Origin of the sequence: Desulfuromonas acetoxidans DSM 684, from assembly GCF_000167355.1 — a bacterium.
In the GTDB taxonomy this organism is placed as follows: Bacteria; Desulfobacterota; Desulfuromonadia; order Desulfuromonadales; family Desulfuromonadaceae; genus Desulfuromonas; species Desulfuromonas acetoxidans.
The window spans coordinates 115125-130710 of the sequence record NZ_AAEW02000002.1 but is presented as its reverse complement, the minus strand read 5'-3'; the positions used below and the strand labels follow the sequence as shown (position 1 = coordinate 130710).

The 15586-nt window shown below is 54.8% G+C and carries 11 protein-coding genes; 3 read left to right on the top strand and 8 right to left on the bottom strand.

Annotated features, from left to right (window positions below):
• Positions 1–614: 614 nt before the first annotated feature.
• Positions 615–1493: a succinate--CoA ligase subunit alpha gene (sucD, locus tag DACE_RS01955; RefSeq protein WP_005997905.1), complete on the bottom strand. Its 879-nt coding sequence runs from the start codon at positions 1491–1493 to the stop codon at positions 615–617.
• A 67-nt stretch (positions 1494–1560) separates the two neighbouring features.
• The gene (gene sucC, locus DACE_RS01950; RefSeq protein ID WP_005997904.1) at positions 1561–2730 is read right to left on the bottom strand and encodes an ADP-forming succinate--CoA ligase subunit beta; all 1170 of its coding nucleotides are present in this window, start codon (positions 2728–2730) and stop codon (positions 1561–1563) included.
• Positions 2731–3029: 299 nt separating this feature from the next.
• Between sucC and DACE_RS01945 the strand changes: the two genes are divergently transcribed.
• Positions 3030–4793: a DEAD/DEAH box helicase gene (locus DACE_RS01945; RefSeq protein WP_005997901.1), complete on the top strand. Its 1764-nt coding sequence runs from the start codon at positions 3030–3032 to the stop codon at positions 4791–4793.
• Positions 4794–4870: 77 nt separating this feature from the next.
• Here DACE_RS01945 and DACE_RS01940 read toward each other — a convergent pair whose 3' ends face one another.
• From DACE_RS01940 to mnmM, 5 genes are all read right to left on the bottom strand, one after another.
• Entirely contained in the window at positions 4871–5347 is a 477-nt protein-coding gene (locus DACE_RS01940) for a DUF3124 domain-containing protein (protein WP_005997900.1), read from the bottom strand.
• A 112-nt stretch (positions 5348–5459) separates the two neighbouring features.
• Positions 5460–6413 carry a ribosome small subunit-dependent GTPase A gene (rsgA, locus tag DACE_RS01935; protein ID WP_005997899.1) on the bottom strand — a complete coding sequence of 318 codons (954 nt, stop codon included), beginning with the start codon at positions 6411–6413 and terminating at the stop codon, positions 5460–5462.
• Positions 6414–6422: 9 nt separating this feature from the next.
• A complete protein-coding gene (locus DACE_RS01930; RefSeq protein ID WP_005997898.1) occupies positions 6423–8204 on the bottom strand; it encodes an ABC transporter ATP-binding protein in 1782 nt (593 codons plus the stop codon).
• Complete coding sequence (locus DACE_RS01925) at positions 8201–9946, bottom strand: ABC transporter ATP-binding protein (RefSeq protein ID WP_005997897.1); 1746 nt, start codon at positions 9944–9946, stop codon at positions 8201–8203. Before DACE_RS01925 ends, DACE_RS01930 begins: the two co-directional genes overlap by 4 nt.
• A 103-nt stretch (positions 9947–10049) precedes the next feature.
• Positions 10050–10700 carry a tRNA 5-(aminomethyl)-2-thiouridylate-methyltransferase MnmM gene (gene mnmM / locus DACE_RS01920; RefSeq protein ID WP_005997896.1) on the bottom strand — a complete coding sequence of 217 codons (651 nt, stop codon included), beginning with the start codon at positions 10698–10700 and terminating at the stop codon, positions 10050–10052.
• 333 nt (positions 10701–11033) lie between these two features.
• On the opposite strand from mnmM, the gene DACE_RS01915 reads away from it, so the two are divergent.
• Positions 11034–14081 (top strand): autotransporter family protein, encoded by a 3048-nt coding sequence (locus tag DACE_RS01915; RefSeq protein ID WP_005997894.1) that lies wholly within the window; start codon positions 11034–11036, stop codon positions 14079–14081.
• 112 nt (positions 14082–14193) lie between these two features.
• Positions 14194–15045, top strand: coding sequence for a hypothetical protein (locus DACE_RS01910; protein WP_005997892.1), 852 nt, complete (start codon positions 14194–14196; stop codon positions 15043–15045).
• A gap of 89 nt (positions 15046–15134) precedes the next feature.
• Here the strand turns inward: DACE_RS01910 and DACE_RS01905 are convergent, their stop codons facing one another.
• On the bottom strand, positions 15135–15371 hold the full coding sequence (locus tag DACE_RS01905; RefSeq protein ID WP_005997890.1) for an RNA-binding protein: 237 nt from the start codon (positions 15369–15371) through the stop codon (positions 15135–15137).
• Positions 15372–15586: the final 215 nt, after the last annotated feature.

Below are 15586 nucleotides of genomic sequence, written 5' to 3'. Positions count from 1 at the left end.
GGATGTCGCCTGCCGGGGCGAGACCCGGCGACCTTGACTTTGATCTTGAGCTTCAGTGGTTCGTAATACGCAACGAATCGCTCTGGCGAACTTCATCCGTTCGCGAAGGTGGTACCCACGTGACGCGGGCTTCCGCGCCCGCACTTCGGGGCACTTTTGCGTCGACAAAAGTACCGCAAAATCGACTCCCGTCATTGCGCCCTTACGGGTTCCCTCTCTGCGTTCACTTACACCACGATGTCGGCAAAACTCGCTGACGCTCAGACAGGTTGCCGACGACCATCGCGGTGACCGTTCTCTTCGTTCGGCGCTGCTGAACGGGAGAGCTTGGCTGCTCAATAATACACTACTGCAGGGCGGGCACCGTCCCGCCCGTTTGATCGATGCCACACCAGAGATAGAGCACGACTGAAGATTGTTGTCAACATTTTACCCCAAAGATGATGAGTTGCACGATTCGTCGACCTAAAGGGCGGCCAGCCAAAAGTATGTCGGCTGCCGGGACGAAACCCGGCGGTTTTGATCTTGGTTTTAAGGTGTAGGAATAAAAAGAAACAGCCCCTTGCGTTTTCAACTGGCAAGGGGCTGTTTCTTTTTATCTTGTTGTGTGTCAATCAGGCTTCGCGTCCCAACGCCTTAAGCATGGCCTGCCCCATACCGGTCGGACTGGTCGAAACCGTCACGCCGCATTCAGTCAGCGCGGCAATCTTGTCTTCCGCGCGTCCCTTGCCGCCGCTGATGATCGCTCCGGCATGCCCCATCCGTTTGCCCGGAGGCGCTGTCTGCCCGGCAATAAACGCCGCCACCGGCTTGGTCATATGCTCCTGCACCCATTGCGCGGCATCCTCTTCGGCGCTGCCGCCGATCTCGCCGATCATCAACACCCCTTCGGTCTCGGGATCGTTGTTGAACATTTCCAGTACATCGATGAATTTTAGACCGATGATCGGGTCACCGCCGATGCCGACACAGGTGGATTGGCCGAGACCAACATCGGTGAGTTGCTTAACGGCTTCGTAAGTCAGGGTGCCGCTGCGTGACACCACACCGATCTTGCCCGGCTTGTGAATGTAGCCCGGCATAATGCCGATTTTGCATGCTCCGGGGGTGATCAGGCCGGGGCAGTTGGGGCCGACCAGCTTGGTGGGGCTGTCCTCCACGACCTGGCGGGCCATCACCATATCGCGTACCGGAACCCCTTCGGTAATGCACACGACCAGATCCACTCCGGCTTCGCAGGCTTCAAGGATCGCATCAGCCGCGCCCGGCGGTGGTACAAAAATCATCGACACGTTACCGCCAGTGATACGGACGGCTTCTTCCATGGTGTCGAATACCGGAATCCCTTCGACATGGATGCCGCCTTTGCCCGGCGTTACCCCGGCAACAATGTTAGTGCCGTAATCGCGGCACTCACGGGTATGGAACATGCCGGTCTTGCCGGTCATGCCCTGGACAATTACTTTGGTGTCTTTATTGATCAATATGGACATGGTTATTTTTTCTCCGTTGTCAGAGTCGCTGTTATTTCGTTATTCAGCCAACTTCCGAGAAGAACGGTTACGGTTCTTCCTGCTTCATCATTGCGACGATCATCTTGGCCCCTTCGCCGAGAAAATCGGCGCACTGTACATTCAGGGGTGACTCCTTGAGCAGGGCTTTGCCTTCCTCGACCTGTGAGCCATCCATGCGCACCACGATGGGCAACTGGCACGCCATTTCGCCAGCGGCTTCGATAATGCCGTGGGCAATAACATCGCAACGCATGATGCCGCCGAAGATATTGACGAACACCGCTTCCACATCCTTGTCCTGTAAAATAATTTTAAACGCCTCGGCGACTTTCTCGCGGGTGGCTCCGCCACCAACATCGAGGAAGTTTGCCGGGTCGCCGCCGTTTTCCTTCAATACATCGAGGGTGGCCATGGCCAGTCCGGCACCGTTGACCATGCAGCCAATATTGCCGTCAAGCTTGATGTAGGACAGGTCAAATTTTCCGGCGCTGATCTCCAGCGGGTCCATTTGTGAATAGTCCTGCATTTCGTGATATTCCCAATGGCGGAACACGGCATTGTCGTCAAAGTTGATTTTGGCATCCAGCGCCAACAGCCAACCGGCCTTGGTGACTACCAGCGGATTGATCTCAACCAGCGAGCAGTCCTTGTCGAGACAGCAGCGGTACATGTCAAGAATCAACCGCACGCAATCTTCAGCAACCCCACCGGTCATGCCGATTTTGTGGACAATCTGGCGTGCCTGGTAGGAGCGCAGCCCGGTGTAGGGATCAATGGTCAGGGTGTGGATCTTTTCCGGTGCGTTTGCTGCCACTTCTTCGATGTTGACACCGCCTTCTGCCGAGGCGATCAGGCAGTAGCGGGAGGTTTGGCGATCCAGGGTGATGGACAGATAAAATTCCTGGCCAACTTCAACGGTCTCCTCCACCAGGATGCGACGGACTTTCAGTCCTTCGGGGCCGGTCTGATGGGTGACTAGGCGTTTGCCAAACAGTTCCTTGGCGATTTCATGGGCTTGCTCTGGATGATGTGCCACTTGCACGCCGCCGGCCTTGCCGCGACCACCGGCATAAATCTGGGCTTTAACCACACAGCGGCCGCCCATCATTTTCGCTGCCCGTTCGACCTGGTCAGCGGTCACTGCCACACGCCCGCGTGGTACGGGAATGTCGAAAGAGCCAAGGATCTCTTTGGCCTGATACTCGTGAATTTTCATGAACCCCCCATTGTCAGAAACATTCTCTCCAGCATGGCTGTTTATCCGGGTAGTGGTTCCACCGAAGCCGTGCCGCTCTCTCCATGAACCAATCAAAACAGTCTTTACTATAACGCTTGACCCGGCACATGCCAACCATCGCCGGCGAATCAGGTCAATGTTCTCGCCTCGTTAACAACGGTGTGAAAAAAACGCCGCTAATCCACACTTTTACATTGCAAAAAACTGCCCTGATCGGCGATACTGAAAAATTCGCGCTCGCTGATGGGCGCGGTTAACCATGAAAGCAACACAAACGTATGACTGCATCTGACTTTTCCGCCCTAGGTATTGCCTCCCCCTTGCTCCAGGCTCTGACTGATCTCGGCTATCAACAGCCGTCACCCATTCAGGAGCAAAGTATTCCAATTCTCAATGAGGGGCATAATCTCCTCGGTACAGCGCAAACCGGTACCGGGAAAACCGCCGCCTTTGGTCTGCCGCTGCTGGGAAAAATTGATCCCAGTAAAAAGTATCCTCAAATGCTGGTGCTTGCCCCGACCCGTGAGTTGGCCATTCAGGTTTCTGAGGCGTTGCAAAGTTTTGCCAAATATCTGCCCAAAGTAAAAGTGTTGGCCGTCTATGGCGGACAACCCATGTATCAGCAACTTAAAGCTCTGCACGATGGGGTTCAGGTGGTGGTCGGCACACCGGGCCGGATCATGGACCACATGGAGCGCAAGAGCCTGCGTCTTGAACAGATCAGTGCTGTGGTGCTTGACGAGGCCGATGAGATGTTGCGGATGGGCTTTATTGAGGATGTTGAAACCATTCTCGGGGCCACGCCGCCACGTTGCCAGTGTGCGCTGTTTTCAGCGACCATGCCGCCGGCCATACGCCGTGTTGCCGAACGCTATCTCGGTGATGCCCAGGAAGTGCAGATCGCCTCACGGACGTCCACTGTTGATCAGATTGAGCAACGCTATCTGATGTTGCGCGCCAATCAGAAGTTTGATGTGTTGACGCGTCTGATTGAGGCTCAGGAGATTGACGGCACCATCGTGTTTGTCCGTACCAAAACCGCGACCACCGAGCTGGCCGAACGGCTTGAAGCGCGCGGTTACAATGCTGCGCCCCTCAACGGCGACCTCAGTCAGCAGGTGCGTGAGCGCACGATTGGTCGGTTGAAAAACGGCAGTTTGGATATTGTCATTGCCACTGATGTGGCTGCCCGCGGTCTTGATGTTGAGCGGATCAGCCACGTGTTTAACTACGATATCCCCTTTGATACCGAAGCGTATATCCACCGCATTGGCCGCACCGGACGCGCGGGACGTACCGGCACGGCGATTCTGTTTGTTACACCACAGGAACGCCGTCTGCTTAAGAGTATTGAGCGCGCCACCAAACGTGATATTAAGCCGATTGACGTGCCTACCAGTGATCAGATCGGTGCACGGCGGATTGCCACCTTCAAGAAGCAGATTCATGACACCCTCGACCAGTACAGTCTGGCCGATTTGCGTGAGTTGTTGACAACCATGGTGGAAGAGGACGGGCTGGAGTTGCTTGATGTGGCAGCGGCCCTGGCCTATCGTCAGCAGATGCAGAAGACGCTGTTCCCCAAACTGTCAAACATTCAACTGCCGTCATTGGATGATCGCAAGTCACGCTCGGCCAGCGAACGCAAATCCCGTGATCGTGGCAATGCTCCGCCGATGTACCGTTACCGGATCAGCGTTGGGCGACGCCACAACATAACGCCGCGCGATATTGTCGGAGCGTTCAGCAACGAGGGTCGGGTGCAGATTGGTTTTATCGGTCGCATCAGTCTCTACAACGAGCACAGCACCGTCGAGTTGGCGCAAAGCCTGCCGGCAAAAGTGATTGAAAAACTCAACAAGATTCAACTGCGTCATCATGAGATCAAATTGCACAAGCTTGATGACCATACCGCAAGTGATGAGAGGAAACCGGCCAAGAAGAAAGGTCCAGCCCGGCCGGAGCGGGGACGAGCTGCCAAAACTGTACCGCACAAACCGAAAAAAAGTGCTAAAAAATTTGTGCCGAAGAAGAAAAAATAATCAGAATAGGCGCACTTAAGACGAAGGGCTGTTCTCATGGAGAACAGCCCTTTTTGCGTTTATAACCGTTTCTTCTGTTAATTGACCAAGGGCTGGGCCGGACAGACAAAGGAGATCCCCTGGCCGGAGCGGGCGCCGATCATGACACTTTCCACCAGAGGGGCGTTGATGGCTTTTTTCGCTTGCCAGCGAACAATGAAATTGGCACCGAAACCGCCTTGCTGGTTGTTCTCCTCAATGAATACATGGTGGGAGGCAAGTGGGCCCAGAGTGATGGGGACGCTCATGTAATGGTGAACAAGGTGGCCGTCATTGTTGTAAAAATCCAGAGTGGTCACTGTGAGTGACTGGCGAGGATCGGTATTGCGAATGCTGAGCATCACCGCCAATTGAAAGGGTTGTCCATTCGGTCCGCTGTAAACGTGGGAGTAAACCGGAACATAGAGGGTCTGTCCGCTCGACAGCTTTGCTGGATGCTCAGCAAGAGACGATGACACCGTCAACAATACAATGACCAGAACGAGACTGAATTTTTTAATCTGTTTTCGCAACATCATCCCCTCCACCATTTGAATGTTGTTCTTATCATAGCGGTTTCTTGCTGGATGAAAACCGCAAAACAAAATTCTACGCGCAGTCAGACCAGAAAAAAGTGGTGTCGGTGGATTAACGACAGAAAGGGTTTTTGCGCCCCTCGTTGCGGGCTGTTTCGAGCTGTTCCAGCTCTTCCAGAGTGTTCAGATAGAGCTGGTAGCGTTGTTCACTGAACGTTCCCTGAGTAACGGCCTGCTTGATGCGGCAGCCGGGTTCCTGGCGATGGCGGCAGTTACGGAATCGGCACGGTTGCTCTTCAAGAATGCTCATTACGCCGGGAAACCAGTGGGCAAGGGCTTCACTGCTGACATCCACGGGAGAAAAATCGCGAAATCCGGGGGTATCAACCAGCTCGCCGCCGTTAGGGAGTGCCAGCAGCGTGGAGACGCTGGTGGTATGGCAGCCGTGATCCTCTTCGTTGAGATCGCCGGTTTCCAGGTCAATGCCGGGGCACAAGGCATTGAGCAGCGAGCTTTTTCCGCTGCCGGAGACGCCGACCAGGGCACTGCGACCAGCTTCGGCGAGTTCATGGCGGAGTAGTTCCAGCCCGTCGCCCTGTTTAGCGCTGACTGCGAGGCGCGGCATGGCCGGAAAGTCGCGCTGCAGTTGGTCTTCAAACGCGGTAGTGCCGGGCAGGTCCTGTTTGTTGACGATGAGCAGCGGCGCAATGTCGGCGGCGCGGGCAGCGACCACGACACGTTCGATAAAGCCGGAAGGTGTTTGTGGGCGAACAGCAACGACAATGCCGAGCAGGTCAAGGTTAGCGGCCAAAGTGCGCACCTTGCCGAACGGGTCGCGGCGGCGCAGGGCATTCCGACGTTCCAGCGAGGTGACCCGTTCATCGACCACCATCACTCGGTCGCCGACCACATGGTCGGAGTTGCGTTTTACTTTGACCGGATGCTCCTCACCATTATCAAAGCGGACCAAAACCGCCACGCCGTAATGACTGATGATCAGTCCCGGTTTTCCATTGTTGTGTTGGGGCTTTTGTTGCCGTCGCATTGTTGGTTTTTTCTGTGCCATGGCCGTGCGTTATCCCTGTTCTTGTTGATATTCGCTGCGTGCTTCGAGCTGTTGAATGCGCCACAGGTGCGCGTAGCGACCGTCAGCAGCCAATAATTGTTTGTGAGTGCCCTGTTCGCAGACCTGCCCCTGATGCAGGACGACAATGTGGTCAGCCTCGGCGGCCAGGCGCAGATGATGGACGATCATTAGCGTAGTTCGGCCTCCGGCCACGGTGCGCATTCCGGCATAAACCAGTTCTTCGCTGTCGCCGTCAAGGTGGCTGGTGGCTTCGTCAAGAATGATCACCGGTGGGTTAAGGATCTGGGCCCGTGCCAGACACAACAGTTGCCGCTCGCCGCTGGACAAATTTTTACCGTGCTCAACCAGAGTTCCCCCCAGTCCACCGAGGCGTTCGACCACCTGTCCGGCGCCGGTCGCTTCAATCGCATCAAGCAGGGCGCTGTCGTCCAGTTCATTTTGTGGGTCGAGGTTATCACGCACGTTGCCGGAAAACAGGAACGGTTCCTGAGACACCCAGCCGACCATGCGCCGCAACACGGCTTTGTCCATGGTGGTGACATCGTGTCCGTTGAGACGGACCTGGCCCTGATCGGCCGCATAAAATCCCAGCAAAAGCTGGGTCAGCGTACTTTTTCCACTGCCGGTCTCGCCGACTAGAGCTACGCGTTGTCCTGCGTCCAGCGTGAAGCTGACCTGTTGCAGGACCGGTTCGTCGGTCTGGTAGGCAAAGCTGACCCTGTCAAATTCCACCCGGCCGTTGCCGGGAGCCTCGTTGATTGCGCCTTGAGGTTCATCCTTCTGATCGAGCAGGTCGAAAATCCGCTCCAGCGAGGCATTGCTGGTTTGGAGAATGGAAAATTTGGAGGCAAGATCGGTCAGTGGCATAAAAAATTTACGTGAATATTCGATAAACGCCACCAAGGTGCCGAAGGTGGCCGCCCCTTGAATGACTTCGCCGCCTCCTTTCCACAGGATAGCGGCGACAGCCAGACTGCCGAAGATATGGACGCTGGCATAAAACAGCGCTTCCAGAGTCACCCAGTTGAGGGCGCTGTGGCGGTAACTGTCCTGCAGGGTGTCGAATTCGTCATCACAGCGTTGTTGCTGGCTGAAGATCTGCACTTCGGCAATGCCGCTGGTGCGTTCGGAGATGAAGGCATTGAGGGTGGCCTGGCGGGCGCGTAATTGGCGCATCACCCGGCGCATGGGCCGGCGCAGGCTCACGATCACCGCGATCATCAGTGGCACCACAGCAAACGCCACTAACGACAGCGGCACGTTGATGGTTAGCATAATGATGAAGATCATCACCAGGGTCGCCACATCGCCGATGGCTGAGACAATGCCGGAGCCGAACAGGTCTCCGACGTGTTCAATGTCGCTGGTCAAACGGGTGAGAATCCGGCCCGATGGTTGCCAGTCGTACCAGGAGCGCGGCAGGCGCATCAGCTTGGCAAAGCTGATGCGGCGCAGATCGGCCATGATGTATTGTCCCACCACCTGCACACACCACGATTGGCCAAACACCAGCAGGCCTTCAACACACAGGATGGCGATCAGTAGACCGGCAATGGGCAGCAGACCGGTCAGGTCGCCGGGCAGGATATTTTCGTCAATCGCCTTTTTGATCAGCAAGGGTGGCACGATACGCACCAGTGAGATGAACGGCAACAGCACCAGACTGGTCACTGCCAGACGGCGATAGGGTCGAACAAACGGCAGAAAGCGCTTGAGAATGCGGCTGTCAAGATGACGGCCTTTAATTTCATCACCGACAATCGGTCTCATAGCCCCTCCATCTCACGGTGCAACTGTTCGCGTTCCACCAGACGCGCGTATTCACCGCGTTGTGCCATGAGCGCCGCATGGTCGCCCTGTTCGCGGATACGGCCCTGATCAAGCACAATGATGTGGTCAGCATTTTGAAGAATCGATACCCGGCTGGAGGCGAACAGAACGGTGCGGCCTTTGAGGGCGTCGCGCACTTCCTCCCACACTTTGCGTGCGGTGACGGTATCGAGGTGACTGAACGGATCGTCAAGCAACCACAGACCGCGATTGCGCGCCAGGGCACGCGCCACGCCGACCCGCTGGCGCTGGCCGCCGGACAGGGTCAAGCCGCCTTCGCCGATCAGAGTGTCAAAGCCGTTAGTGAACTGGTTGATCTCCTTTTCCAGAGAAACCTGGCGGGCTACCTTATGCAGGGTTTCATCGTCCAGATCCGGGGCGGCAAAACGGAAGTTGTCCGCCAGGGTGCCGCTGAACAGCTTGCCCTCTTGAAGCACGGCGCACAGCCGTTGACTGTGGCGTTGCATGTCCATATCGCTTAAGTCCTGGCCATCCATCCACACCTGGCTCTGTTTTACCGGGTAGCGGCCGGTCAGTACATGCAACAGCGTGCTTTTGCCGCTGGCCACGCTTCCGGTAATACCAATGGTTGCGCCGGCCGGGATCTCCAGGGTCACATCGTGCAACACAGGTTTGTCCGCATGGTAACCGAAAGTCAGATTGTTCAGGTAAACCTGCGGGGGCTGATTTGCTTCGACGGGAATCTCTTGCGGTTCCGGCAGACCGAGCGGCGGTGCGGTTAGATCGAGCAGCAGGCTGATGCGCTCCATGCCGACGGCGGCGCGTTGAATCAGGGTGAGAATCCAACCGAGCAGCATGGTCGGCATCGTGAGCTGAACCAGGTAGGCATTGAACGCCACCATGTCCCCCAACTGTAGCGTGCCGGCGATCACCTGGCGACCGCCGAAGTAGAGCACCATAAGAATGCCCAGCGGCGTGACCACACTCATCACTGGTCCCATCAGTGAACGCATGCGCGCCATGCCAACGGCGGCTTCAAGATAATGATCGTTGAGATCGTCAAATTGACGGCAACGGACCTGCTGGAAGCCGCTGCTGCGCAAACTGAGTTGACCGCGCACCGATTCTTCCACCATGTCGCTGATGTCACCAAGGCGTTCCTGGACTTGGCCGGAATAAAGCAGTAACCGGCGGCTGATCTTTTTTACTGCCAGCAACATCAGAGGAAACGGGGCCAGCGCAGCAATGGTCAGGCTGGGCGACATCCACACCATCAGACTGATGGCAATGGTATAGATGACAATGGCGTTGATCAGGGAGACCAGGCCGAAACCGGCGACCATGCGCACATTGGTTAAGTCGTTGGTAAAACGGGAGATCAGATCGCCGATGCGGTGGTCGTTGAAAAACGGTCCCGGCTGATAGAGCAGACGGTGGAACATAGCTTGGCGCAGGTCAACCTCGACCTTGCGTCCGGTATGGAGAAAATGGAGTCGCGAGATCACCCGGATGCCACCGCCGAGCAGGGTGGCGACGATCATGGTGGCCGCGTAAAACTGCACATCGGCCCAATTGCCCTGTTCAATGGCGGCAATACCCCAACGCAGCAGTTGCGGAGTCATCAGAATCAGCCCATTGGTGATGATAACCCAGAACAGACCGATCAGCAGGGTGGTGCGATATGGGCGCAACCAGGGCCACAGGCGCTGCAGGGATTTCATGGCCGTACCTTGGCTGTACGGAGTTGGGGGAAGGTCGAAAAATGCATCCGCCTATCTCACCCTATTTGGTCGCATTCTGTCCAGTATTAAAATCGTCGGGGAATTATCGTTGTAGCAACCGCTCGCGCACCGTTGCCGGCTGTTGACGTTTTTCCACCACCAGCAGGTAGGGTGCGTTGTGACAAAGGAACGGGCGCATGGTGATGATGTGCCAATGGCGTGGATGCAGGTCGGCAAGATGGGTGGTGATGGCCTGTGATTCCTCCTGGGCACCCTCATGGCCAGTGTAGACGACCAAAATGAGTCGGCCACCGGATAAGAGCTCCGTTAATGCCTCTTTGATCGTTTTCAGTGTGCTGTCGGCCCGGGTGGTAATGGCGTGGTCGCCGCCAGGAAGGTAGCCAAGGTTCGCCATGATCACTTTCGCCTGGCGAGGGCTGAACAGGGAAAGTTGCTCGTGACTTGTCTGAATTAGAAAAACGCCCGGCCCTGTTACCTGTTGCGGACGGCTGATTGTTGCGACCGTCATCCGCTGTTCGGTCAGAAGGGATGTGGTGCTGTGAATCGCCTCGTGCTGGATATCGAATGCCAGTACTGTGCCGTGACTGTTGCTGTCAACACAGCGTGCCAGGTGGAGGCAGTCCTTACCGCGGCCGGCGGTCAGATCAATAGCAAGGTCTCCCGCTTCGAGCACCTCTGCCGCAAAGGTATGCGACCAGTGGGCCATGTCGGTGAGTGGTTGTTGGGTCTTCATTACGGTGTCGTCCGGCTTTCTGGGGGAAAAGTGCTCAATGATAGCGTATTTCCAGTTTCGAGACAATGTTGGCAGGTTTTTTCTCCTTTCTTAAAGGGGCAGTTGCCACTCTTGGTTTGAGTTGTTGGCTCGTAAAAAAAATTAGTGTTTATTACTGTTTTTCTTATTTTTTATTTGTTTTTAATAGAGCATTGAATTTCTTGTTGAGATTGTTCTAAACTGGCTAAGTTATTTGGTATTCTAGGTCTCTTTTGTGAAAAACCGGGGATGGCTTTTTACAAGAGTTTCATCGGTGTTGATATCGGCAGAAAGAACCGTTGGAAGGGAGAAAGCATGAGATCTTTAAAAATGGCCTGTCCGACACTGTGCGTCATGTTGCTCACGCTGTGTTGGTCGGGACTAGCCGCAGCGTATGATCCGATTATCCATAGCGAGTTTTATTATGGTCCGGACAGTGAGGTTCATGTCGTGGGCGATATGCTCAGCGTACCTGAGTTCAGTTTGACGGGGGAGGGCATTGATGTTGTTTTCTCCGGTCTTGAAGAGGGTGGGGGCGTGGAGAAATACGCAGTGTTGCTGGAGTATGATTCGGGTAGCGCTGATCTTCGCGATGCCACCGTCTCTTTGACTGACGCGACATTCTTTTTTGATACAAGCGGTGGGAATGAAGATTTCAATTTTGCTGTTGGTATGAAGGGCTTTGACGAATCCCTCATCTCCCTGGCGGAAGGTTCTTCGCTCTCTGTTGATATCGCCTCTTACATCGGTTACGGGATTGAGGTGCTGAGGTCCTCCGCGACGATCAACCTGGACGGTGGCAGCACGATTGATGTTTCAGGGAGCGTTGAGGATCCTGTGACCTTTCCCGATTCTGCGCCATCGAGATTTGGCTATGGCATCAATGCCGGGACCCCGGGTGGGTATGTCAATCTGAGCCTCGATCATGGCTCCGCCATTAACGTGGAGACGAGTGCTTATGCCGCTGGAGATACGGGTACTTCCTCTGCCAGTAGCGCTGGCGCAAGGTTGGAGGGGGATGTTGTCACTGTTGCATTGGATAATGAATCCACTATCCGCACGGTGGCGACACGAAATATTGCCAGCGACGGCGTTACCGTTGCGAACGCACGTAATTTGCGGCTTGGCTCGATAAGCAACAGCACGATTGCGGTTGCGGGAAATTCGCTGATCAGTGCGCAAGCTTTCGCCGAGGAGGGTGCTGCCTATGCGTATGTTTTACAGACCTATGGAAGCGGTGCTTCAGAGTTCCTGCTGAGTGATTCGACCTTTTCCGCCACTGCAACGGCCGACGGTTATGCTGATGCATTGGGAGCATATTTTTCTCAGCCTGAGGTTCGCGCAACGTTAACCCGCAGTACGATTGATGTTGATGCCATCAGCTCCAGCTACGGAGCCCGTGCTTCGGGCTTTGTCGGCCAGTCCAATTCGGATGTTCGTCTGGAGATGGAGGGGGCGACCATTGATGTTTTGGCGCAGACGCAAGGTGATTTTGCCAATGCCACTGGTGTCATGATCATCGGTGCCACAAACCTGGATATCGATATTGCGGATTCTACTGTGGATACTTTTGCTCAAGCAGCCGGGGGAGAAGCCGAGGCCGTCGGTTTTAGTTTGGTTGGCTCAACCACGATCAGCAGTTTGGTATTGAATCGTTCATATATTTTGAGCTCCGCAGTCGCCACCGATAGCGATGCGTCAGTTGGCGAGGCCTATGCTGCCGGTTTGATTATTGGTGTGGATACGGTCGCGGAGAATATTTCGTTGGTTGGTTCGCATCTCATGTCGAGTGCTCATGCTCAAACGGGCGAGGCGGTTTCTTATGGTGTCTTTGTCGAAGATTATTATGGCGGGACGCCGGAAGTGACCCTGAACCTTGATGCCCACTCCGGTATCCTTGCCGATTGGGCGGTGTACACCGCTGATGGTGTGGTTCACCTGAACAACAGCGGAACCCTTGCTGGCCGTTTGCTGGTCAGTGACCTGACCAACAATGTCGGGGGCCGTTTTATGCTTTTACTGGATAGTGATGACCTGCTGATCGGTGAGGACGGCGTCGGCTACTTTGAAGACGAGGATTTCTATTTCAGCGTAGCAGACCGTGCCGAGCTTGCTGACGGGACGACCTTTCTGGTTTATCCCTCTGATAATCTCGGTATTGTCTCTGAAGGAGATTCGACCTCCATCGCGTTGCTGTCTGCCGGTGAAGGAGACTGGACGTTGGAGAACCTGTCTCTGGAAACTCCCTTTGATACGCCGATGATCGGACTGGAATTAACTGAAAACGCCGCAGGAAATCAGCTGATAGCCACGGCAACCTTTTTGACCCCGGAGCAGGCCGGGCTTAGCGCCAACGCGACTGCGGCCTATGAAGCCGCTGTTGATGGCGGACTGTTTACCCCCACCAGTAGTCCGGAAGAATGGAGCCCGAACGTCAGCGGTGCCTTTGTTGTCGGCATGGCCCATACCCTGATGGTGTCCAACATGAACATTGGCAACCGTCTTGGCATGCTCAGCGGTATGAACAGCGGTGATGAAATCGCCGCTAGTAACGGCATGTGGTTCAGCGCACGCTTTACCGATGCCGAGCAGGATCGCCGTGACGGTATTGAAGGCTTTGATGCCGACACCGACGCCTTGAGCTTCGGTTTTGACCGTGAGTTCGGCAATGTGGTTCTCGGTGTTGCCTATACCCGCGGCAATAGCGATGCCAAAGCCAATGACGCCAGTGCCGACTTTGAGATGAGCGACAACCTGTTCAGCCTCTACGGCAGTTACGACGGCGGTACATGGTACAGCGAAGCCGTTGTCAGTGTTGGTTTCGGCAGCGTCGACAGTTTGCGTAGCGTTGGTTCTGACGACTACGCGGGAGATTACGACAGCACGAGTTACAGTACTCTGGTTGAATCCGGCTGCAAAATCAGTGCGGCCGGTTGGGAGATTTATCCCTATCTGACCCTGGAATACTCCAGCAAAGACTACGACAGTTACACTGAAACCGGAGGGAGCCTGGCATTACATGTCCGCTCGAAAGACTATGAGGTGTTCACAGCTGGAGTCGGAGCCCGACTGCAGAAAGATTTCCAGCGCAGTTGGGGCATTGTCACTCCCGAAGTCTCCGGCCAACTTGCCTACGATGTGGAAAACGATCGCATCGTCAGTACGGCCAACTTTGTTGGCGGAACAACCTCCTTTGTTGCCAAGGGGATCGAACCCTCAGAGACAAGCTGGGATCTTGGTGCGGCGCTGACCGTTGCCAGCCTCGGAGAGCAAAACGTGAGCCTGCGTCTTGGTTACGACTATGCCGGACGCCAGGATTTCGCTGCCCACAGCTTTACCGGTAAGGTTCGTTTCGAATTCTAGTATTAGATGTTAAATTGTCTGACAGAAGCCCCGTTTTCCATCTCTGGTTACGGGGCTTCGTTTTTATATCTTGTTCAAATTGTAAAGCAGCAGTGAAGGGGTCGATTTAACGATGGGTAAACGACATGGAAAAGTGTTCCGGCTTTGCGTTGTTATTTTGGCGGTGTTGATGTCCGCTTGTGTATCACAGCCGCGTCAAATGACACGAGCAACACTCCATGATCTCGTTGTTCGACATGGTTATCAGGATAGAGCGTTGGAGGCTGAAGGGCTGCCCATGATAAGCGTTGTGCCGACAGATATTCATCGCCCGGTCAATGTCTTAAGAGTCTATCTCGAAGGAGATGGCCTGGCCTGGCGCTCGCGCCGACAGGTTTCTGATAATCCCACCCCAGTGACCCCTGTGGCTTTGCAATTGATGCTGGCTGACCCGAATAAGGATCTTGCCTACTTAGGGCGGCCTTGCCAGTTTGTTCACAATGACGCCTGTCGATATTCTCTCTGGGCCTCGGCGAGATTTTCCCAGCCGGTTGTATCTTCACTGTCTTCTGCTTTAAGCCAACTGAAGCAACAGCTTTCAGTCACGTCATTTCAGCTTGTCGGCTATTCCGGAGGGGGAGCGCTCGCCCTTTTGCTGGCGGTTGAAAGAGATGATGTTGATTCCGTTATTACGGTTGCCGGAAATCTGGAGACACGCAGATTTGCCGAATACCATCATGTGAGTCCATTGACGGAATCGCTAAATCCCGCTGATTATGTTGATGTTCTGTCGAATATTCCTCAAGTCCATTTTGTCGGTTCTGAAGATGAAATTATTACCGATGAAATTTCGAATGCTTATGTCGAGCTTTTTGATGATGATTCTGTTCGTATGATTAACGTGGCGGATGTTGGTCATCTTCGTGGATGGGTGGAACTCTGGCCTCAATTGTTGACACAGATAACATCGGCTGAGTTGAAGTAGTTTGAGGGCGGGCACCTGTCCGTCTCGGGAGAAAGAACAGGCACTGGCCAGCCGATTCCGCGCGACCAGCAATGCTGCTTTGGCGGCGGTTAGTTGCCCTGTTGAATAACAACCTGTTCAGTAGCTATCATGCTCTGATAGGCCGACGGCGATGTGGTCAGCGGTGGATGGGTGGCATATTGCATGGTGGCCAGTTGTGCGGTGGTCCGTCTGGCCAGGATTGCCACGGCGAGGATGTTGACAATCTCTGCCGTGGCGTCGGTGTCGCGAATGTGGCCAACGATCAGGGAGCCATCCTCTTTGCGAAAATGGAGAATGGCTTTCATGGTGCCAAAGATGTACGGAATACAGAAAGGAACAACGTGTTGCGGACGTTACGGATGACCGGTAACTTTTTTCCGGGCTGCGTATTTTCGGATTAATGGCTGCGGTGAGACCGGCTGTCGAACCGCCGATAATGGCAATTCCCGGGGTAAGCATAAACAGCACTCTCCTGTTAGCGGGAACAAGAAAGAACGTTCGTTGTGTGCTTTATATGGAT